The organism is Chryseobacterium sp. FW101-FHT12H09, assembly GCF_058790395.1.
The window spans coordinates 950,535-972,141 of record NZ_JBYTCP010000001.1 but is presented as its reverse complement, the minus strand read 5'-3'; the positions used below and the strand labels follow the sequence as shown (position 1 = coordinate 972,141).

General features: G+C 30.7%; 17 protein-coding genes. All 17 read left to right on the top strand.

The window, feature by feature from the left end; genetic code table 11:
- Positions 1–37 precede the first annotated feature (37 nt).
- The 17 genes from glyA to AC3WRL_RS04330 all read left to right on the top strand — a co-directional run bounded on the left by glyA (position 38) and on the right by AC3WRL_RS04330 (position 21,583).
- Complete coding sequence (glyA, locus tag AC3WRL_RS04410; RefSeq protein WP_492329806.1) at positions 38–1,303, top strand: serine hydroxymethyltransferase; 1,266 nt, start codon at positions 38–40, stop codon at positions 1,301–1,303.
- A 58-nt stretch (positions 1,304–1,361) separates the two neighbouring features.
- A complete protein-coding gene (locus AC3WRL_RS04405; protein ID WP_214832724.1) occupies positions 1,362–1,823 on the top strand; it encodes a regulatory protein RecX in 462 nt (153 codons plus the stop codon).
- A 466-nt stretch (positions 1,824–2,289) separates the two neighbouring features.
- Positions 2,290–4,245: a polysaccharide biosynthesis protein gene (locus AC3WRL_RS04400; protein WP_492329805.1), complete on the top strand. Its 1,956-nt coding sequence runs from the start codon at positions 2,290–2,292 to the stop codon at positions 4,243–4,245.
- Between the two features lie 79 nt (positions 4,246–4,324).
- A complete protein-coding gene (locus AC3WRL_RS04395) occupies positions 4,325–5,131 on the top strand; it encodes a polysaccharide biosynthesis/export family protein (RefSeq protein WP_214832720.1) in 807 nt (268 codons plus the stop codon).
- A 135-nt stretch (positions 5,132–5,266) separates the two neighbouring features.
- Positions 5,267–6,055 (top strand): polysaccharide biosynthesis/export family protein, encoded by a 789-nt coding sequence (locus tag AC3WRL_RS04390; protein WP_214832718.1) that lies wholly within the window; start codon positions 5,267–5,269, stop codon positions 6,053–6,055.
- A gap of 8 nt (positions 6,056–6,063) precedes the next feature.
- A complete protein-coding gene (locus AC3WRL_RS04385; RefSeq protein WP_214832716.1) occupies positions 6,064–8,406 on the top strand; it encodes a GumC family protein in 2,343 nt (780 codons plus the stop codon).
- A gap of 60 nt (positions 8,407–8,466) precedes the next feature.
- On the top strand, positions 8,467–9,867 hold the full coding sequence (locus AC3WRL_RS04380) for a nucleotide sugar dehydrogenase (RefSeq protein WP_492329804.1): 1,401 nt from the start codon (positions 8,467–8,469) through the stop codon (positions 9,865–9,867).
- A gap of 58 nt (positions 9,868–9,925) precedes the next feature.
- Complete coding sequence (locus AC3WRL_RS04375) at positions 9,926–11,092, top strand: nucleotide sugar dehydrogenase (protein ID WP_261511148.1); 1,167 nt, start codon at positions 9,926–9,928, stop codon at positions 11,090–11,092.
- A 326-nt stretch (positions 11,093–11,418) separates the two neighbouring features.
- The gene (locus tag AC3WRL_RS04370) at positions 11,419–12,840 is read left to right on the top strand and encodes a lipopolysaccharide biosynthesis protein (RefSeq protein WP_214832710.1); all 1,422 of its coding nucleotides are present in this window, start codon (positions 11,419–11,421) and stop codon (positions 12,838–12,840) included.
- The gene (locus AC3WRL_RS04365; protein WP_261511149.1) at positions 12,813–13,796 is read left to right on the top strand and encodes a polysaccharide pyruvyl transferase family protein; all 984 of its coding nucleotides are present in this window, start codon (positions 12,813–12,815) and stop codon (positions 13,794–13,796) included. Before AC3WRL_RS04370 ends, AC3WRL_RS04365 begins: the two co-directional genes overlap by 28 nt.
- Positions 13,797–13,803: 7 nt before the next feature.
- Positions 13,804–15,009 carry a glycosyltransferase gene (locus AC3WRL_RS04360; protein ID WP_261511150.1) on the top strand — a complete coding sequence of 402 codons (1,206 nt, stop codon included), beginning with the start codon at positions 13,804–13,806 and terminating at the stop codon, positions 15,007–15,009.
- The gene (locus AC3WRL_RS04355) at positions 15,010–16,086 is read left to right on the top strand and encodes a polysaccharide pyruvyl transferase family protein (protein WP_214832704.1); all 1,077 of its coding nucleotides are present in this window, start codon (positions 15,010–15,012) and stop codon (positions 16,084–16,086) included.
- Positions 16,087–17,121 carry an EpsG family protein gene (locus AC3WRL_RS04350; RefSeq protein ID WP_214832702.1) on the top strand — a complete coding sequence of 345 codons (1,035 nt, stop codon included), beginning with the start codon at positions 16,087–16,089 and terminating at the stop codon, positions 17,119–17,121. It abuts the gene before it with no gap.
- Between the two features lie 71 nt (positions 17,122–17,192).
- On the top strand, positions 17,193–18,233 hold the full coding sequence (locus AC3WRL_RS04345; protein ID WP_492329803.1) for a glycosyltransferase: 1,041 nt from the start codon (positions 17,193–17,195) through the stop codon (positions 18,231–18,233).
- On the top strand, positions 18,223–18,771 hold the full coding sequence (locus tag AC3WRL_RS04340) for an acyltransferase (protein ID WP_251040629.1): 549 nt from the start codon (positions 18,223–18,225) through the stop codon (positions 18,769–18,771). The genes AC3WRL_RS04345 and AC3WRL_RS04340 overlap by 11 nt, the downstream gene beginning before the upstream one ends.
- 456 nt (positions 18,772–19,227) lie before the next feature.
- Complete coding sequence (locus AC3WRL_RS04335; RefSeq protein ID WP_214832698.1) at positions 19,228–20,148, top strand: hyaluronidase; 921 nt, start codon at positions 19,228–19,230, stop codon at positions 20,146–20,148.
- Between the two features lie 403 nt (positions 20,149–20,551).
- Positions 20,552–21,583 (top strand): polysaccharide biosynthesis protein, encoded by a 1,032-nt coding sequence (locus AC3WRL_RS04330; protein ID WP_214832696.1) that lies wholly within the window; start codon positions 20,552–20,554, stop codon positions 21,581–21,583.
- Positions 21,584–21,607: the final 24 nt, after the last annotated feature.

Below are 21,607 nucleotides of genomic sequence, written 5' to 3'. Positions count from 1 at the left end.
ACATTTGGGGTGAAAAATCTCAAAAACTTAAAGTAAAATGGATATTATTTTCGACCTGATTGAAAAAGAAAGACAAAGACAAACCCATGGATTGGAGCTGATAGCATCGGAAAATTTTGTTTCTGATGATGTAATGAAGGCAATGGGTAGCGTATTGACTAACAAATATGCAGAGGGATACCCTGGTAAAAGGTACTACGGTGGATGTGAAGTAGTAGATGAGGTCGAAACTTTAGCAATAAACAGAGCAAAAGAACTTTTTGGAGTTGATTATGTAAATGTTCAGCCTCATTCCGGTTCACAAGCTAATGCTGCAATTTATCTTGCAGTTTTAAAACCTGGAGATAAAATTATGGGGATGGATCTTTCTATGGGTGGACACTTAACTCATGGATCAGCCGTTAATTTTTCAGGAATTCAATATAATGTTGTTTCTTATGGTGTACAACAGGAAACTGGTTTGATTGATTATGATCAAATGAGAGAAGTTGCTTTAAGAGAAAGACCAAAAATGCTTATCGCTGGTTTTTCAGCGTATTCCAGAGATTTAGATTATGCAAAATTTAGAGAAGTTGCCGATGAGATCGGAGCTACTCTTTGGGCTGATATTGCACATCCTGCAGGTTTAGTTGCAAAAGGATTGCTGAATTCTCCTTTTGAACATTGTCATGTTGTAACAACAACTACTCATAAAACACTAAGAGGTCCTAGAGGTGGAATGATCATGATGGGGAAAGATTTCGAAAATACCTATGGACACAAGACTCCAAAAGGGGAGACCAAAATGATGAGCCAGGTTTTAGATGGTGCTGTTTTCCCTGGAATTCAAGGGGGACCGCTTGAGCATGTTATTGCAGGTAAAGCTATTGCTTTTGGAGAAGCTCTAGATGTGAAGTTTGAAATATACGCTAAACAGGTTCAGTCGAATGCTCAGGCTTTAGCAAAAGCCATGATCAGTAGAGGTTTTGATATTGTAAGTGGTGGAACGGATAATCACTTAATGTTAGTAGATCTTAGAAACAAGGGAGTAAATGGGAAAGAGACAGAAAAAGCGTTAGTACTGGCTGACATTACCTGTAATAAGAATATGGTTCCTTTTGATGACAAATCACCGTTTACTACATCTGGTATTAGATTAGGTACTGCTGCTATCGCGACAAGAGGACTGAAAGAACAAGATATGGAGACTATTTCAGAATTGATTTCTGAAGTTGTTGATAATATTAAAAATGAAGAAGTTCTTACATCTGTAAGAAAGAAAGTAAATGAATTAATGGAAGGAAAAGCTTTGTTTAATTACTAATTCTTACCTGAACCAAATATAAAGAATGAGCGATTGCTCATTCTTTTTTTGTAAATATATGGAGAAGAAGTCTTATACTTTTGAGGAGATTAAACAGAAACTGGTAAACTATTGTGTTTATCAGGATCGCTGTCATGCCGAAGTGGAGCAGAAGATGAGGGAATTTTTATTGATTCCTGAAGCTAAGGAAGAAATTTTTTTATATCTGCTAAAAGAAAATTACTTAAATGAGGAAAGGTTTACCAGAAGTTATATCAGAGGGAAGTTTTATATAAAACATTGGGGGCGAAATAAGATCAAGATCAACTTAAAACAAAAACAGATCTCTGAAAAATTGATCAGTTCATGTTTTGATGAGATAGATGAGGCAGATTATCATAAAGCTCTTAAGAAGGCATTTGAAGATTACTACTCTAAACAGAAAGGCTTAAAAGAATATCAAAAAAAATCTAAGACCATAAAATATCTGATGAGTAAAGGTTTTGAATATGAAATTATTCTTGAAATATTAGAAAATTAATAAATAAATAATTTACTAAAAGATTGTTTTTAGTTAAAAAAAAAATAGTTTTGCTAGAATTTTAAATATACTATTTATATAATAAAGATGACTATATTACTTACTGCGTTTTTAGATTAAATAATTGGGGTTGAAATTATAAGCCTTTTATATGTAATATCTTACATGATTTTATTAAAAAAAAATTAAATTTTTAAAGAGAAGATACCATAAGTGGCACGAAAAATGCATGTGGTTTGCAATATTTGTATTTTGGGATTTGTATCTGGAAAAGAATAAAAATAAAATATAAATTAGACTAAAAAAATGTGGATTATATATAATATTACTATTATATGTAATAATATTAGAAAGAAGATGTTTTAATAGGAATAGATGATGAAAAAAAAAGAATTTAATTATTGTGTTTAGAATTATGAATATTATCTATTACCTTTGCCAAGCTAATAAAATCACTTAATGTTGAATGAAAAAGTTGCATGACGCTTTTAATGCTCTTTACAATGGCGATAACATTGTGAAAATCACCAAATTGAGATATATACCGAGGTGGTTGGTTATTCTTATTGATATCCTGATTGTTTTGATTTCCATACTGCTTTCACGCCTTTTCTTAAGAAATTTGGATGTGAAGGTTAATTTTCCGGAATATACAGTTCAAAAAAGGTTTTTACTGATCGGAACGAATATTTTATTTATGTATGTTTATAAAACGTACGCTGGGATTATTAGACATTCCACTTTTTTCGATTTCTTTAAAATTATTTTATCTTCTGGAAGTACACTGGTTTCTCTTTTAGTGATTAACTATTTGTGGCAATTAGGAGTGGGGAGATCATTATTTTTATATCCTAATCTGTTTTTGTATTTCCTTATCTCGGTTTCTATAATGTTCTTTTTTAGAATGGTAACAAAACAGTTCTTTAATATTCTTATTGATATTAAGGGGGCATCTTCTAAAGTTAGAATAGCTGTTGTTGGTGTTGGTGAAGCTTCTGTAGCTTTAGCACGAGCAATTATGCATAATCCAAATTATCCATATCGACTACAAGGATTTCTTACGGGAAGATCTGATTCCAATCGAGCCTTATTATTAGGATATAAGATATATAATAAAAGTCAGTTCTTTACTAGTGAAAAGCTTATAAAACAATTTGATGCTGTCTTACTGATTAAAGAAATTATGACAAAGCAGGAGATTGAAGAATGGATGACACTGGCTTTAGATAATGGACTTAAAGTACTAAAAGCACCTACGCTTAGCAAAATGCGAGATAGTGACTTAGTGGGTGGTATTAGTCAACTTCAGATTGAAGATTTACTAAATCGTAAACCTATTAAAATAGAAAGTGAGGATGTTACAAAAAGACATTTTGAAAAAAATGTATTGGTAACTGGAGGAGCGGGTTCTATTGGTAGCGAAATCGTAAGACAGGTAGCACAGTTTAATCCTTCATTGATTGTTGTGCTGGATCAAGCTGAATCACCCTTATATGAGCTGGAATTGGAACTTTTGGAAAAATTCCCAGATCAAAGGTTTAAGTTTGTATTGGCTGATATATCTAATAGTTACAGATTAGAAAAAGTATTTGAAGATTATCAGTTTTCTATGGTTTATCATGCAGCGGCATATAAACATGTGCCACTAATAGAAGAAAATCCTCATGAAGCTATTTTTGTGAATATTCTAGGAACTAAGAACCTATCCTTACTATCCAAAAAATATAAAGTAAATCGTTTTGTAATGGTTTCTACAGATAAGGCGGTAAACCCAACTAATGTAATGGGTGCTTCAAAAAGAGCTGCGGAATTATTTGTGCAATCTCTACAAAACTCACCTGGAAATACCACAAAATTTATTACAACTCGTTTTGGAAATGTATTGGGATCCAATGGTTCAGTAATTCCACACTTTAGAAAGCAAATTGAAAAAGGAGGTCCCGTAACTATTACACATCCTGATATCATTCGATATTTTATGACAATTCCAGAAGCTTGCGAGTTAGTACTTCAAGCTGGAACAATGGGGAATGGTGGAGAAATTTATGTATTCGATATGGGTGAACCCGTTAAGATCTTAGATTTAGCAAAAAGAATGATAAGATTATCAGGCTATACTCCTGATGTAGATATTAAAATTACGTTTATTGGATTGAGACCTGGTGAAAAACTATATGAAGAGCTTTTAAGCAATAATACAGTTACAATTCCTACCCACCACGAGAAAATTTTAATTTCAAGAGATCCTTTAATGGAATTTGATGAAGTAGATGTCTTAAGTAAACAGATTATTCTGGCTGCTGTAAAAAGAGATAAGTTACAGGTGGTTAGGATACTTAAAACGATTGTTCCTGAATTTATAAGTAATAATTCGGAATTTGAGATTTTGGATAAAGAACCTGAGGTTAACAGCTCAATATAATATATTATTTGTAATAAGAAATCATAGCAAATTTTGCTTAAAAATTAATTATCCTATTTTTGTGGAAAAATTATAAAGAATGAGTTTGAAATATTTTATTTATGGAGCTGTGAGTTTGGTGATATTTTCTTGTGCAGCTAAACAAGACATTAATTATATGAAAGATATTGATGGTATTGTGCTGGAAAATTCAATAAAAAATAGCAGGGTTGATTTCCAACCTGGAGACCAGTTGATTATAACTGTTACCGCAAAGGATCTGGATGTTGTAAAACCTTTTAATCAAAATTATTCTTCAGGGACTACGGTTTCACAATATTCAATACCAAGTTCTAATAATCTTGCACAGCAAGTTCCTGTATCAGGACCAACTTATACTATAGATACTAATGGAGATATTATTTTTCCTCAAATCGGACAGGTAAGTACTAAAAATGAAAATATCGAAACATTAAGGATGAAATTAAGTAATCTTATTAAAGATTATGTGAAAAATCCTATAGTTGATATTAGACTTATTAATTTTAAAGTTTCTGTTTTGGGAGAAGTTACAAAACCGGGAACTTATGTGATACCTGATGGAAATACTACATTGTTAAGTGCATTAGGTCTGGCAGGAGATCTTACACCTTATGGAGTTAGAAACAATATTTTAATTGTTCGGAATAATGATGGACAAATTAACAAGGAAAGAGTAGATCTTACAAGCGCTAATTTCATCAATTCTCCTTATTACTATCTTAAACAAAATGATGTTGTTTATGTTCAGCCGAATTCAAATAGAGAGAAGGCTGCAAGAGTGGATCCAAATACAGGACTTTATATTTCAGTAGCCTCTGTAATCGCTTCAATTACTGTGGGAATATTGGCTTTAATTAAAAACTAGAAATTATTTTAGATAAATAAAAACATCACCATTTTGGTGGATACTATATCACAGTTTAATAGAAAAGTAGTTTATTCAATCATAATATTTTTATAACATATTGAGAACCTACTTACAGTAGACTTAAATAACATTATGAATAAAAAAATTATTACATACCTTGTAATACTGTTGGTGGTTTTGGCATCGTGCAAACCAAAACAGAATATGGTATATATGTCGCAGCAGAATATGGAGGAGGAAATTGCCAAGGCTAAATTTGAGGGGTTACATATCCAACAAGGGGATGTTCTCTTAATACTGGTTTCTGCACTTGATGAGACGGCTGTAAAACCCTTTAACCTTAATACTGCAAATCGTGTGGGAAGTGAAGCTCCTAATGGAGTTAACCAATTTGTACAACCAAGTGAATATATGGTGAACGAAGATGGGAATATTAACTTTCCTGTATTGGGGAATGTATATACTAAAGGTATGACACAAGTACAATTAAAAAATGATCTTGAATCCCGATTAAAGAGATATCTTACAGATCCTTTGGTTACTATTACTTTAAAGAATTTTAATGTAAGTGTTTTAGGAGAAGTTAAAGCTCCAGGTCAAAAGGAAAGCAGTACGCAGAAGCTCAATATTTTTCAAGCACTTAGTCTTGCTGGGGATATGACCGATTTTGGGGATCGTACAAAAGTAAAACTGATTCGTACCGGAGATGATGGTATTGATCAGGTTGTAAACTTAGATATGTCGAGGTCAGATATCGTTAATTCACCTTATTATTACATGAAACAAAATGATGTTTTATATATACAACCTGACAAAAATAAGCAGGTACAAGCTAATTCTAATCCGAACAGAGCCCTTACTTTTCAGATTCTCGCTTCAGCGTTGGGGGTAGCAACTCTTATCATTTCTTTAACACGATAAATCACAGTATGCAGCAGACAGAATTTCAGGAAAAGGAAGAAATATTAGATTTGAGAAAAATTATTGGGAAGTATTTGCATAAATGGCCATGGTTTGTCATATCTATCCTAATCTTTTTAATTGGAGGCTTTATGTATTTAAGATATGCAGTGCCTCAATATCAATCCATTACAACTCTTAAATTTGATAAAAAACAAACGGATATTACTGGTGCACTGGCAGATTTAGATAACCTCGGTTTAGGCCTGGGTAATGCTGATGAATTGAAAAGTGAAGCTGCAGTTGTTAATTCAAGACCGATTCTTATGAAGGTCGTGAAAAATCTAAATCTTAATGTACAATATTTTAGTAAAGGAGAAATTAAAGATTCAGAACTTTTCACAAATGTACCTATCATAGCTAAAGTCATAAGTTCTGATTATGATAAGAATTTTATTTCCTCTGAATATTTGGTGACAAAAATTGATGGAATTCAATTCACTTTATGGGAAGAGAAAAAAGGTGAAGTAAAAGGAGTATTTAATAAACCTCTAAAGCTCGATTTTGGAACAGTGATTCTACAAAAGAATGCTCAGTTACCTTCGAATACCAAATATAAAATCGTTTTTTGGAATCCGTTGGAAAGATTGAAAAAACTTGAAAAGAATATAACAGTAGACTTGCCCGACGAAAAAGCATTACTGATGGATATAAGTATTATTGGTGCTGTTCCGGAGAAGTCAGAAGCTATTCTTAATGAAGTTACAAGGCAATATAATCTGGATGGGCTAAGAGATAAGAACTTACAAGCACAAAATACCCAGGAGTTCATCGATAAAAGACTTGAGGTAATAACCCGTGATCTTTCCGGTGTAGAAAGCCAAAAAGAAGATTTTCAGAACCGCAATCGTATCGTTGATTTGGAAGCACAGGCTCAGCTGGCACTTCAAAATACGAGTGAAAATACAAAATCTCTCCTTCTCCAACAGACCCAATTGGATTTATTAAATTCTTTGGCTGAAGAAGCTTCAAAAGGAGGAAACCAACTTATGCCTTCCAATTTAGGCCTTAATCCATCATTGGAGCAAACTATTTCTCAATATAATACTTTGCTTATCAGTAGAAATAAAACATTAAAACAGGCCACAAATGAAAACCCAGCAGTGGTAGAAATGAATAAGGAGATTTTGGCATTGAAAGAAATTGTTCGTGATAATATTCGTCAACAAAAAGAAACAGTACAAGCTTCTATTAATCAATTGAATGGACAAATTTCAGTAAATAACGGACTCATTGAGAAAGTACCTGGCCAATCAAAAGTATATCGTGGTATAGAGAGACAACAAACACTTAAAGAGCAGCTTTTTCTCTTTTTGCTACAGAAAAGAGAGGAAAATGCAATTAATTTATCAATTAATTTACCAAAAGCTAAAATAGTTAATCCTGCTTTTACTCAGGACATTGCTGTATCACCTAAAAAAATTATAATTCTTTTAGGAGCAATTTTATTAGGTGGATTACTCCCGTTTGGATTATTATATGTATTCTTTTTATGGGATGATAAAATATATAGCAGAGCTGACATTACAGAACGTTCTTCTCTAGGTGTTCTGGCGGAGATACCATCATTGAAAGATAATGAGATCCACCTGGTGCAGAAAAATGATTTTTCAGAGTTGGCAGAAGCATTTAGGGTATTGATATCTAATCTTAAATTTGTATTGCCTGTTAAGGATTCAGCAAGGATTATTATGGTTACATCTTCGATAAAAGGAGAAGGAAAAACATTAACTTCGGTTAACCTGGCTCTTACTCTTGCAAATAAAAATGGTCGCTCACTTTTAGTTGGTTCAGATATTCGAAATCCTCAGATTCAGCGTTATGATAGTGAACCAATTAAAAGAAAAGGTCTTACAGAATATTTATATGATGAAACGGTAAATGTTGATGAACTAATACATACTTCAGACACAAATCCATTTTGTGATGTTATCTATGCAGGAAGTATCCCTCCAAATCCTCAGGAGCTTCTTTCTAATGGAAGATATCAAAAGCTTATAAAGGATCTGGCTTCACAGTATGCTTATATTGTAATTGACTCTGCACCACTTATGTTGGTTTCAGATACCCTTAATTTCACGGATATTGCAGATGCTACTTTATATGTTGTGAGATCTGGAGTATCAAAAAATATTTTGATTGATTTTGCTAATAATTTGGTTAATGATTCAAAGTTGAAGAATGTATCTTTTGTTATTAATGATGTTGCTAAAAATGTAGGTGGCTATGGTTATGGATATAATTATGGATATGGATATGGCTACAACAGTGATAAAAAAGAAGTTTGGTGGCGAAGGATATTTAGGAAATAATTTATTAGATAAATAAATTTAAAGGAATCAATAATCATTAAGGAGATAAAATATACTACAATGAATAAACACACTAAGATCGGTATAATAGGACTAGGTTACGTAGGTTTACCTTTAGCGCGCTTATTTGCTACAAAATATCCGGTGTTAGGTTTTGATATCAATAAGGAAAGAATTGTAGAATTAAATCAAGGTGTTGATCATACATTGGAGGTTGATAATGATATTTTGAAATCTGTTTTAGCTGAAACTAATCTTTTTAGACAAGTTGATTACTCAGAAAATTTACGGACTGGATTGTATTGCTCTTCAGATTTAGATGATCTTAAAGATGCTAATGTATATATTATTACAGTGCCTACACCAGTGAATAAGCATAATCATCCTGATCTGACGCCATTATATAAGGCTTCAGAAATGGTTGGGAAAGTACTTAATAGGGGAGATATAGTAATTTATGAATCCACAGTATATCCAGGTGTAACTGAAGAAGAATGTGTACCGGTCTTGGAGAAAGTATCAGGCTTAAAGTTTAATGAAGATTTTTTTGCCGGATATTCTCCAGAAAGAATTAACCCAGGAGATAAAGAACATACAGTTGATAAAATCTTAAAAGTAACCTCGGGTTCTACTCCTGAAATAGGAAAAGTGGTAGATGATTTATACAAATCGATTATTACGGCAGGAACACATCTGGCACCTACCATTAAAGTGGCGGAAGCATCTAAAGTGATTGAAAATTCACAACGTGATGTGAATATCGCATTCGTGAATGAATTGGCAAAGATTTTTTCATTAATGAATATTGATACACATGATGTATTGGAAGCTGCTGGGACAAAATGGAACTTTCTTCCTTTTAAACCAGGATTGGTAGGTGGACATTGTATTGGAGTAGATCCTTTTTATTTGGCTCAGAAAGCACAGGAAATTGGATATTATTCTGAATTAATTCTAAGTGCAAGAAGGCTGAATGATTCTATGGGGGCTTTTGTAGCTTCTCAAGTAATTAAACTCATGATCCAGAAGAATATTATGGTTAAAGGAGCTAAAGTATTGAATCTGGGAATTACATTCAAAGAAAATTGTCCAGATATAAGGAACTCTAAAGCTATTGATGTAATTACAAATTTGGAGGAGTATGGAGTGGAGGTTACCACTTACGACCCATGGGCAAATCCTGAAGAAGTGATGAAAGAGTACGGAATTGTATGTTATTCTGGACTTAATCCAGGCATTGTGACCGGAATAGAAACCCCTATTGGCAACAATATATCTGATAATGGTAAGCAAGCTAATAGTGTAATTGCTGCTCTTAGAGACAAGTTTGATGCTATCATCTTAACTGTAGCTCATACAGAATTTCTTAATCTCAATCTTACCCTTAACCTTAAAGAAAATGGAGTGGTATATGATGTAAAAGGTATTTTGTCTAAAACCTTTGCCGATAAAAGATTATAACAAATATTTTTTGAACAATAATAGTTTGAATTAAACAAGTAAATACAAAAAGAAATTAATGAAAATTACGGTAGTAGGAACAGGATATGTAGGTTTATCAAATGCAATATTATTGGCTCAGCATAATGAAGTACTTGCTTTGGATATTATGCCTGAAAAAATTGAAATATTAAATAATAGAAAATCTCCGATTGAAGATAAAGAAATTATTGATTTTTTAACAAATAAGGATCTTAATTTTAAAGCGACTTTAGATAAAAAAGAAGCTTATCAGGATGCAGATTATGTTATTGTATCCACTCCTACGGATTATGATCCTAAAACTAATTATTTTAATACGAGTAGTGTAGAGACAGTGATACTCGATGTGAAAGAATACAGCCCCAATGCTGTTGTTATCATAAAATCGACGGTACCTGTAGGGTTTACAGAAGATTTAAAAAATAAATTGGAATTCCAGAATATTATATTTTCTCCAGAATTTTTAAGGGAGGGTAAAGCTTTATATGATAATTTATATCCATCCCGTATTATCATTGGTGAACAAAGTGAAAGAGCAAAAGTATTTGCAGACCTTCTAAAAGAAGGAGCAATAAAGAAAGAAATTCCTACTTTATTTACAGACTCTACTGAAGCAGAGGCAATAAAGTTATTTTCCAACACATATCTTGCTTTGCGTGTGGCATACTTTAATGAATTGGACAGTTATGCTCAGATGTATCACCTGGATAGTCGTCAGATTATAGAAGGAATAGGTCTTGACCCCCGAATAGGTTCACACTATAACAATCCTTCGTTTGGATATGGAGGATATTGTCTTCCTAAAGATACTAAACAGCTTTTGGCTAACTACGATGCTGTTCCAAATAATATTATTCAGGCAATCGTAGATGCTAATAGAACACGAAAAGATTTTATTGCCGATTCTATTATAGCTAAAAAACCTACTAAAGTTGGTGTGTATCGTTTAATTATGAAGTCTGGTTCAGATAATTTCAGAGCATCTGCCATACAAGGAGTGATGAAACGAATTAAAGCAAAAGGAATTGAAGTAGAAGTATATGAACCAGTTTTGAAAGAAGATCATTTTTTTGGATCTAAAGTAGTAAGTGATTTAGAGCAGTTTAAAAAAGAATGTGATATCATTATTTCTAATCGTAACGCTCCTGAATTATCTGATGTTAAAGATAAAGTATACACAAGAGATCTATTTGGAAATGATTAACAGAACAAACCAACATGTAAAATACAGCTCATGGGTAAAGATACTAGGGCTAAGGGATACTTAATTTGTTTATAGAAGAATTCAAGTAAATTCAGAAAGAAAATATTACCTAAGGTGAAGCTATCATAGATGATTGGAATTTTTTATAGATCTGAATTACTACTGCAATAACAAATATTGTGGAGACAAAAATGGGTTGAAAAATCTTAATGTTACCTTGATTTTTTGGTAACAATTATATTACATATTGAATTGTAAATTATTAAGAATTTTAACGCATAACATACATTTTTAAAGAAGTGAACTGAACAAGTTGAAATATTATTTTGGAAAAAAACAAGAACAGTAGCCTTGCCTACCTTACGATTATTTATATGATTGGGAACTTCAGTTCAAAAGTTCTATCATTTGTATTAGTTTTTTTTATGACATATTTTCTAACTAAAGAAGAAGTTGGAGAGTATGATTTGATTTTAACGTCCATTTCATTTTTGGTACCCTGTATAAGTTTGCAAATTGACTCCTCTTTACTAAGATGGCTGCTAGATAAGAACCAGTCTGAAAAGAAAGATGAAATCTTTGAAAATGTCTTTGGCTTACTTTTTAGAAATATAGCCATTTATACTGTTCTTTATTGGATTTTAAGCTTTTTTATAGATTGGAATCATCAACTGTATCTCTATATATTTTCAGTACTAATGATGATTTTTCCAACACTTCAACAAGGAACTAGAGGTATTGGGAAAAACAGATTATATGCTTCTACTAGTGTTGTATATTCATTGTTTTTTGTCTTCAATACAGGAATTGCCTTATATTTTTTTAAGAGCTCAGTAGATGGTGTATTGCTAGCAAATATAATTGCCCTTAGTGGTGTAATTATCTGGCTGTTTATCAAAAATGATTGGTGGAAATATCTGAGAGCAAAGAAAATTGATTCTAAATTAATCAAGGAATTATGTGAATATTCATTGCCTTTGTTACCAAATACATTGAGCTGGTGGCTGATTTCGGCTTCTACAAGATATGTAATTTTAGGATATCTAGGTAAAGAATATAATGGGTTGTTTGCAATCTCATATAAAATCCCAACTATAGTATTAGTTATCACAAACGTATTTACATTGGCTTGGCAGGAAAAAGTAATAAAAACCTCAAACCAAGAAGAAGCGGAAACTCAATTTACAAATATTCTTTCTGGATATGTGAACTTAGTTATGGGAGTCATCATCATTCTGGTAAGTTGTTCAAAATTTATGATGCAATTTATAGGTAAAGGATATTATGAATCGTGGAAATATATTCCGATTTTATTATTTGCTGTTTTTCTACAAGCTATTTCTGCTTTTTATGGAGCCGCTTATTTAAGAGCTAAGCAAACCAAAGGGATTTTATATTCTTCAATTTTAGGTGGAGTTATTACAATTTCGACCTCATTCTTTTTTGTTCAGTATATGGGATTGTATGGGATTAGTTTATCCATTATGCTTGGTTATCTTGTCCTTTTAATTTTCAGAGGAATTCATGTACAACATTTTTTAAAAATTAAATTCCCAATTATAAACACTATAATTTTAACTATAATTTTTATAGTACTTACAAGTTTACTGTATGTGGAAAACAAATGGATTTTCCCTTTATCAGTGTTAATATCATTAATAGTATTTACCATATTTAATTACAAATATATTATATCATTAAAATCAAAAGTTATTTCAAAATGGAAGAAATCAAAAAGTATGGCTTAATGGGTTGTTCAAGGAAACAAACAAATGTTGGAGACTATGTACAAGCACTTGCCGCAAAGCAATATTTACCCCAGGTAGATATTTACAGAGATAGAGAAGAATTAAATACTTATGAGGGTGATGATATCAAAATGATCATGAACGGTTGGTATATGCACAATCCTAAAAATTGGCCCCCTTCTGAGAAAATAAATCCGTTATTTGTTTCAATGCATATCAATTCTTCAGTTTATGAAGGAATGACGGAAGAAAAAAGTATTAATTATTTTAAAAAACATCAACCAATTGGTTGTAGAGATAAAGCTACCGCTAAATTGTTAAGCGATCATGGTGTAGATGCTTATTATTCGGGTTGTTTGACACTTACTTTAGGCAGAACCTATATAAGAAAACCAGAAGAAATTTCAGATGAAATTTTATTCATTGATCCTCTTTTTCATTACTTTTCTCTTAAAGAAATGCTAAACTCAAGAATTAAATTATTGAGTAGAATTAAAAGAAGAAGGTTTTTTGAATTTATGCTAAAAAAGAAAGTGTTTAAAACTCAATTTTCTGATGACATATTAAAAAAAGCAAAATTCATTACACAAGTCATTCCTGAAACTACAATAGAAAATAACTTCAAGATTGCCGATGAGTATCTAAAGAGATTAAGTAAGGCAAAGTTAGTAGTCACTTCAAGAATTCATTGTGCACTTCCATGTTTAGCAATGGGGACTCCCGTTGTATTTTTAAATGGAGGTTTTGAAGGATTTGGAAATAGATTCAATAGCCGTTTTGATGGATTAATAGACTTCTTCAATAGAGTAGATATCTCACTTGATGGTAAAATCACAAGGAATTTTGATTTTGATGGTAAAATTGGGTTTAATAATCTTCCTGTTAATAAGTCCCTTCATATTCCTTTTGCCAATGATTTGATGGCTAAATGTGAGGGTTTTGTCGCTAAAAACTAATTCAGGTATGAAGGCTAGAAAAGTAATTTTATTTACCCGAAGGTTTCCTTATTTTAAAACTGAAGCATTTTTAGAGGCAGAAATCAATATTCTGGCTGAAGCATTTGATGAAGTGGTGATTTTTCCAACTGAAATTAGTGATGAGATTAGACAGGTTCCTGCAAACGTAAAAATTGAAAAAGATTTTTCTAAGCACTTTCAGAATAAAAATAAGAGAATTCTACAAACTGCTGTCAGTTCTTTTTTTTGGAACGCTTTATGGAAATATAAATCGAAAATCAATTCAGTAGGTTCACTTAAACATATATTTCAATTTTCCTCTAGTGTAATTGCTTACAAATCGTATTTCAAAAATTATAAATTTTCTGATTCAGATTTATTATATACTTATTGGTTTACAGAAGCAACTAAAGCATTTATAGATCTTAAAAAGACAAAGAAATTTAAAGTAATTTCCAGGGCACATAGATATGATATTTATGAAGGAATTCCCTCGACTCCGGCATTTTGGCCTTTTAGAAAAGATGTTTTAGAGAAAATAGATAGATTGTATTCGATTTCAGAAAATGGTAAAGACTACTTAGAAGGGAAATATAAAGTTAACAACAAAATAAAAGTTTCAAAACTCGGTGTTTTCGATAAGGGGAAAATTGCACCCCAAAACTTAGAAAATGAAGTAAGTATCGTTTCTGTTTCCAGGATTGATCCTATGAAAAGAGTTCAATTAATCGCCGATTCTATTATAGAGTTTGCAAAATTAAACCCTGAAAAAAAGATTACCTGGACTCATTTTGGAGATGGTAAAGAAAGAGTAAATATAAAAAATAGTATTCCAGAATTATCCAATCTAAAAGCTCAATTGAACGGAGGTGTTCCGAATACCCAAATTTATAAGTATTACGAAGAAAATCCAGTTTCCATCTTCATCAACCTAAGTAGTTCTGAAGGCATTCCAGTTTCTATTATGGAAGCACAATCTTTTGGTATACCGGTAATTGCTACCAATGTTGGGGGAAGTGGAGAAATTGTTCAGAAAGAAACAGGAAAGCTATTAAATGCGGATCCACTCATTTCAGATGTAAATTTGGCAATAAATCAGATATTGGGTGAAAATTTAAGTAGAGAAGAAGTAAAAAAATTCTGGAGTTTGAATTTTAATGCCCAAGTCAATTATGAAAATTTTGTAAATGATTTAAAATCTGAATTTTTTTAAATGAAAAATAAAATAGTATACATAGTTGCTACACAATATGATAATGTAGGTGATTTACTGATTAATAAGTGCTTGATTGATCAGATTTCCAGATTTGGACAGGTTTACCTAGATACCAGAAATGTGCCGGAACGATTTAAAAAAGAGCTTTTAAAAGATACCCAAAACGTAAAAGAATTATCAGAAATTACCAATAAAAGTTTTAAAGGAAAGAGTGTAGTTCCGTTATATTTTTCAAATTTGGGCATTACACATATTTTTAAAAGCCCTGGTCCTTTTGGAAGTGCAGGGAACAAGAAAGTGTTTCTGAAGAATATGCTGATCGGAGTAATTTTTAAGATATTTAAATCTAAAGGTGTAAAATCTTACTTGGTAGGCAATGACGTTCATTACAAAAATGAACTAGACAAAAGGTCGGTGAACTTTTTTTCTAAAAATACCGAAAAAATACTTTGTAGAAGTTATACTAATGTAAATGCATTAAAAGGACTAGGATTCAAAAATATTGATTATATCCCAGATATGTGTTTTGGATATTCTCCAAAAGATATTGTTGAATCTGAATCTAATGAAATTGGTGTTTCTTTTCGAAGATTAAATGATGAAAATTATCATCGGAAAATAGTAGATGCAATCCAAAATATTTTAGATAATACGGATAAAAAAGTAACCTTCTTTTATCAAGTTAATCACGATTTTGAATACAATAATGAATTATTTACCCATTTCAAAAATAATCAAAATGTAAGTTTTCACAAGGATTGTTTACAATGGGACAGTTTGTCTTTCTACAATAAATTCTCTTTTACACTTAGTAACAGGTTACATGTTTTGCTATTAGGAATGGTATATAATGTAATTCCAATTGGGCTATTGAATAATGATTTAAAAACTCAGAAGATAATTGATATTTTTGATGGAGTGGATTTAAATGATTTCTTAGTCAGTGAACTAACTAAAGAGGCAATAGAAGCATTGATTTTAAAAGAACAAGAATTAAAACAATTAATAAAAGAAGTCACCTTAGAGCAAAAAACATTGATTGAAAATAAAATTTTTGAATTAATAGAAAAGTAAATGGAAATTTATTTAATGATTATACTAATTGTATTATTTTTTCTTGGTTTAAGGATTAAGAATACAATTATTGTTGTATTTTTTTTAATAATAATTGCTACATTTAGGGCATATACTGTCGGAATTGATACCAATAATTATTTATTAAACTACAAGTATGAAATCGATTTACATAAAATTCCTCAATTAATAAAAAAAATTGAAATAGGCTGGCTTTACTTAAATGTATTTGTAAAAGAATATTTTCAAGAATTTAGAATTATATTATTTGTATCAAGTGTTTTAACTCTTCTTCCTCTAAATTATGTTTTTAGAAAAGAAACTAAGTCACCTTTATTAACATTTTTGTTTTATATTTTTCTTTTTTATTATTTCTTTTCATTCAGTATTGTTAGACAAGCTATTGCAGTATCGTTATTTATGTTATCCATTCACTTTTTAGTGAAAGGGAAACAGCTTAAGTTCTTTTTTTATATTGGTTTAGGTGCATTGTTTCATTATTCAATTCTAGCTTTGATTCCCATTATATTTGTTTTAAAAAGAATTAACCTTTCTTATTTCTGGTATTCTGCGATCTTAGTTATAACATTTTTTATTGGATTTTCAGGAGTTTTAGATTTGGCAAAATCTTATTTAGCATTATTGCCATTTGAAAAATATGCCAATTATGAAGATTATAATGCTGGTAGTGCTTTTAATAGAATTGCAAACTATATCTTCATCGTGCCTAAAACGCTTTTGTTTATGTATATTTATTTTTATACAAAAAAATACAACCTGTATAACAATGTGATCCAGATGAAACTTTTTTGGGTAGGAATTATTGTATTGAACTTGTTTTTAGCCGTTCCACAGGTTTCTAGATTTACTTATTATTTAACTATTTTTGAAGTGATAATTATGTCAAACTTCATATTTAATATTCCAAAGAGAAAAAAATTAGAAGTATTAATAGTTTGTTTTTCATATTGTTTGGTTTATTTTATTTACTATTCAATTACCAATCGTTTTGGTGTAATTCCTTATAAAATATGATTGATCAAAGAAAAAAAATTTGCTTGATTTATAACTATGCTCAGCACTATAGATTGGGTGTATTTAAATTAATGGATAAGCATTTAGATTGTGACTTTTATTTTGGAGACAAAATGGGGGATGTAAAAAAATTAGATTATAATGAATTACATGGATTTAAAGGAGAATTAAAAAATGTTCCGTTATTTTCTAATTTTTACTGGCAATCAGGCGCTATTTCTTTATTTTTTAAGAATTACAGCAATTATATTATTTTAGGTGAGTACTATTGCCTATCAACATGGCTCATCTTATTTCTTTCTATATTTTCATCTAAAAAGGTGTATTTATGGACTCATGGCTGGTATGGAAAAGAATCATTTATAATTAAAATTATTAAAAAAATATTCTTTTCAATGGGAACCGGAATTTTTCTATATGGAGAATATGCCAAAAAATTGATGATAAAAGAAGGCTTTAGTTCATCTAAATTACATGTTATTTATAATTCTTTAAATTATGAAGAGCAAATTGTCATTAGGAAGAAATTGATAAAGTCAGATGTATATTTGAATCATTTTGGAAATAAAGCACCTATACTTATTTTCATTGGCAGGCTTACTAAAGTAAAAAAACTACATTACATCTTAGAAGCTCAAAAGAAATTAAAAGACCAGAATATTCCATTAAATTTAGTTATAATCGGAGATGGTGAGGAACGAGAATTTCTAAATTCTAAAGTTTCAGAGTATGATCTTAAAGATTGTGTTTGGTTCGTAGGGCAGTTGTATGATGAAAATGCAATTGCAAATTATATTTTTAACGCTGATCTTTGTGTATCCCCTGGCAATGTTGGACTTACGGCAATGCATACTTTAATGTATGGAACTCCAGTAATAACACACAATAATTTTGCATTACAAATGCCTGAATTTGAAGCTTTAGAAATTGGTAAGACAGGTGATTTTTTCGAACATGAAAACGTTAATTCATTGACGGATAAAATTTATCAGTGGTTTCAAAAAGACGTATCGAGAGAGGAGATTCGAAAAAATTGCTATCAAGTAATTGATGAAAAATTTAATCCTGAATTTCAGGTTTCTAAAATAAAAAGTGTGGTTTATGAAAATTAAACAAAGAATTAGAAAGGTTTTCAGAGAGATGAAAACGTTTGTTTATAGAAATTTTTTGGGATATAAAAATTTAGATTCAACATTTTATTTTGGTGGTAAATCAAATGTGTCAAAAGATTTACAAGCTGGGAAATGGTCATACATTGGCCCAAATTGTATAATTTATCCAAAAGTAACAATTGGTGATTATACCATGATTGCCCATGATGTTTCAATTCTAGGAGGTGATCATAAATATAATATGCCTGGAGTTCCCTGTATTTTTACTGGACGTGATTTTTTAGGTGAAACCAAAATTGGAAAAGATGTTTGGATTGGTGCATATTCCAAAATCATTGCAGGTGTCACAATCGGAGATGGAGCCATTATCGCATTAGGCTCAATTGTAACAAAGGATGTAGAGCCATATTCAATTTATGCAGGAATTCCTGCTAAAAAAATAAAAAATAGGTTTCAAAATTCCCAAGATATAGAGAAACATGAAAAAATGCTTAACTCGAAGGTTTCTGTATTTGGATTTGAAGATCTTTGTAAATAATCTATAGTTTTGTTAATATAGAATAAGTGATTTAAGTCCCTAAGAATTATAAAGAAAGATAATTTTATTATAAGATAGGAACATTCGAACGCGAACTTTAAGTCCATAGTAGTTCAGTTTTTTAATTTATTTGGCATGCAAATTGTGAGAACTTTTAATTAATTCATAAGAAACTATATTTATTACTAAATAAAGTTATGTTTCTGTTTTAAAGTTCCTTTTTTACACGAATAATATGAATTAAAAACAATTAATTAGTTCTGAATGTTGATAATATAAAGTTTTGAGATAGGGGTGATTATACGTATTCTGTTCTCAACTTAGGGATTATTTATTCCTTTAACAATAATAATTTAAGATATTCTGGTTATCACCAAATTATAGTATTTACCAGAACCTCTCTAGTTTAGTTAAAAATAGAAGATTGAATTATATTAATGAATAAAAATTTGAATTATGCGTTTTTTATGTATGTTTTTATTGATCTTTAATTTATTATTTAGTGTTTTTTTACCTAATCAGAAAAATAACCTAGATGTTAAACAAGCGAAAAATTTAGATTTGTTATTCTTGGTCGAGCCGGATTCAGATAGTCAATTGAAATTTTCTAAGGATAATAATTTAAAAACCTATATGATTTTTTATCAGCAATTTTTTGTCAAAGATGAAAAATTTAATGAAGAAATGCTTAGAAACCAAATCGAGACTAAATTTCCTGATGTAAATTCAACAGGGTTTGCCGTTTTAGATTGGGAAGGAAAAGCTCTAAAATCATTTCAACAGCAGAAGGATCCAGGAATGGTTGATTATTACAAAGGAGAATTTCTGAAAGCCATAAGATTTGCTAAAAAGCTTAGGCCAAATGTAAAGTGGGGATTTTATCACTTGAATTATTTAAATTATTCAGGAACCATTCAAACATTTAAATCACAAAATGATAATTTAATTCCTCTTATTAAAGAAGTAGATTTTCTGGCACCATCACTTTATGTTTACAATCCAGGTTTATTACATAATAGAGGGAATCAAAATTATATAAAGAATAAATTGATTCAAGCTTTACAATATGGAGATCAATATAATAAGCCAGTTTATCCTTTTATTTGGAATAGAACAACATCAAAAGATGAAGGCGCAAATTTCAGTTTGATTCCAGTCGAATATTTCGCACAAGTAGTAGAGCTTATAAGCGAAACATCATATAAAAATCAAAAAGCTAAAGGTGTTTTTTGGTGGCATTCTGAAGGTTATTCTTATAGAAATATAAACAAACTAAAAGCAGTAAAAATGGAATATTCAAAAGTAAATAATACTAAGGATTACCAGTATCAAATGTTCAATGAATATTTTCAAAGTATAAAGAAATATGTAAAATAATACTGAGTATCTGTATTATAATATCGTTTCAATTTTGGATTAGTTTTTGAACAATGGCCCGATTCAAATCTTTTTTAGACCAATTGGATTTTCCCCAAAATTACTATCAACAGAAAGTTAACGGTATATTATGCAAATTTAAAACAAAAGTTTAATGAGAATATTTTACTAATAAAAATATCTTTTGAGACCGCTCAATTATTTTCGATATAATGATATTCACCTGGAAACCTTATAACTATGTTGTTTTTATGATCATTGCTCTAAAGTAATTTTGTAAGAATAATAAATTTTAAATGACCTCACTCACTTAAATAACTTTAAAAACAAAAACCTATTTTAATTGGCATAATATAAAAGTTATTAACTTTGGGCCTGCCAATTTTATTTTAGAAATTTTAATATGCAAATAAAAGATAAAACACTCCTAATAACAGGAGGCACTGGTTCATTCGGAACAGCTGTACTAAACAGATTTTTACAAACCGACCACTTTAAAGAAATACGCATTTTTTCTCGTGATGAGAAAAAACAGGATGATATGCGTAACCTGTATAAAAATGAAAAAATTAAATACTATATAGGCGATGTAAGAGATTATAATTCGGTTGAACCAGCGACAAGAGGGGTAGATTATATTTTCCATGCAGCTGCCCTAAAACAGGTTCCTTCGTGCGAATTTTTTCCTATGCAGGCTGTAAAAACAAATGTGGAAGGGACACAAAATGTCATTCTTGCTGCTGCTGCAAATAAAGTTTTAAAGGTAATTTGTTTATCAACAGATAAAGCTGCTTATCCTATCAATGCTATGGGGATTTCCAAAGCAATGATGGAAAAGGTAGCAGTAGCAGAAGCCCGTAATTTAAAAGACACAACAGTTTGTTTGACCCGTTATGGAAATGTAATGGCTTCCAGAGGATCTGTTATCCCGCTATTTTTAAATCAGATTCAAAAAGGAGAACCTATTACGATTACGGATCCTAATATGTCTCGCTTTTTTATGTCTTTAGAAGATGCAGTAGACTTAGTTCTGTTTGCTTTTGAAAACGGAAATCCTGGGGACTTATTTGTAAATAAAGCTCCTGCAGGAAGCATTGGAGATTTAGCTCAAGCTTTAATTGAATTGACTGGTAAAAAGGTCCCTGTTAAGATTATCGGAACTCGTCATGGCGAAAAATTATATGAAACACTTTGTACGCGCGAGGAAATGATAAAAGCAGAAGATATGGGTGATTTTTATCGTATCCCTGCTGATAACCGTGATTTGAACTACGCTAAATACTTTTCTGAAGGAGAAGAAGATATCTCAAAAATAGAAGATTATCATTCACATAATACGGAACAACAAGGTGTAGAAGGTCTAAAGCAGTTAATATCAACTCTGCCACTAATACGAAAAGAGGTGTTTGGTGAGGATGTAATGCAATATTCTTAGTAATATCTGATAAGGAAATTGTTC

Excerpts from the sequence above, each read along its gene's own strand:
- glyA (WP_492329806.1), top strand. The coding sequence starts at position 38 with ATGGATATTATTTTCGACCTGATTGAAAAAGAAAGACAAAGACAAACC.
- AC3WRL_RS04405 (WP_214832724.1), top strand. The coding sequence starts at position 1,362 with ATGGAGAAGAAGTCTTATACTTTTGAGGAGATTAAACAGAAACTGGTA.
- AC3WRL_RS04400 (WP_492329805.1), top strand. The coding sequence starts at position 2,290 with ATGAAAAAGTTGCATGACGCTTTTAATGCTCTTTACAATGGCGATAAC.
- AC3WRL_RS04395 (WP_214832720.1), top strand. The coding sequence starts at position 4,325 with ATGAGTTTGAAATATTTTATTTATGGAGCTGTGAGTTTGGTGATATTT.
- AC3WRL_RS04390 (WP_214832718.1), top strand. The coding sequence starts at position 5,267 with ATGAATAAAAAAATTATTACATACCTTGTAATACTGTTGGTGGTTTTG.
- AC3WRL_RS04385 (WP_214832716.1), top strand. The coding sequence starts at position 6,064 with ATGCAGCAGACAGAATTTCAGGAAAAGGAAGAAATATTAGATTTGAGA.
- AC3WRL_RS04380 (WP_492329804.1), top strand. The coding sequence starts at position 8,467 with ATGAATAAACACACTAAGATCGGTATAATAGGACTAGGTTACGTAGGT.
- AC3WRL_RS04375 (WP_261511148.1), top strand. The coding sequence starts at position 9,926 with ATGAAAATTACGGTAGTAGGAACAGGATATGTAGGTTTATCAAATGCA.
- AC3WRL_RS04365 (WP_261511149.1), top strand. The coding sequence starts at position 12,813 with ATGGAAGAAATCAAAAAGTATGGCTTAATGGGTTGTTCAAGGAAACAA.
- AC3WRL_RS04360 (WP_261511150.1), top strand. The coding sequence starts at position 13,804 with ATGAAGGCTAGAAAAGTAATTTTATTTACCCGAAGGTTTCCTTATTTT.
- AC3WRL_RS04355 (WP_214832704.1), top strand. The coding sequence starts at position 15,010 with ATGAAAAATAAAATAGTATACATAGTTGCTACACAATATGATAATGTA.
- AC3WRL_RS04350 (WP_214832702.1), top strand. The coding sequence starts at position 16,087 with ATGGAAATTTATTTAATGATTATACTAATTGTATTATTTTTTCTTGGT.
- AC3WRL_RS04345 (WP_492329803.1), top strand. The coding sequence starts at position 17,193 with ATGGATAAGCATTTAGATTGTGACTTTTATTTTGGAGACAAAATGGGG.
- AC3WRL_RS04340 (WP_251040629.1), top strand. The coding sequence starts at position 18,223 with ATGAAAATTAAACAAAGAATTAGAAAGGTTTTCAGAGAGATGAAAACG.
- AC3WRL_RS04335 (WP_214832698.1), top strand. The coding sequence starts at position 19,228 with ATGCGTTTTTTATGTATGTTTTTATTGATCTTTAATTTATTATTTAGT.
- AC3WRL_RS04330 (WP_214832696.1), top strand. The coding sequence starts at position 20,552 with ATGCAAATAAAAGATAAAACACTCCTAATAACAGGAGGCACTGGTTCA.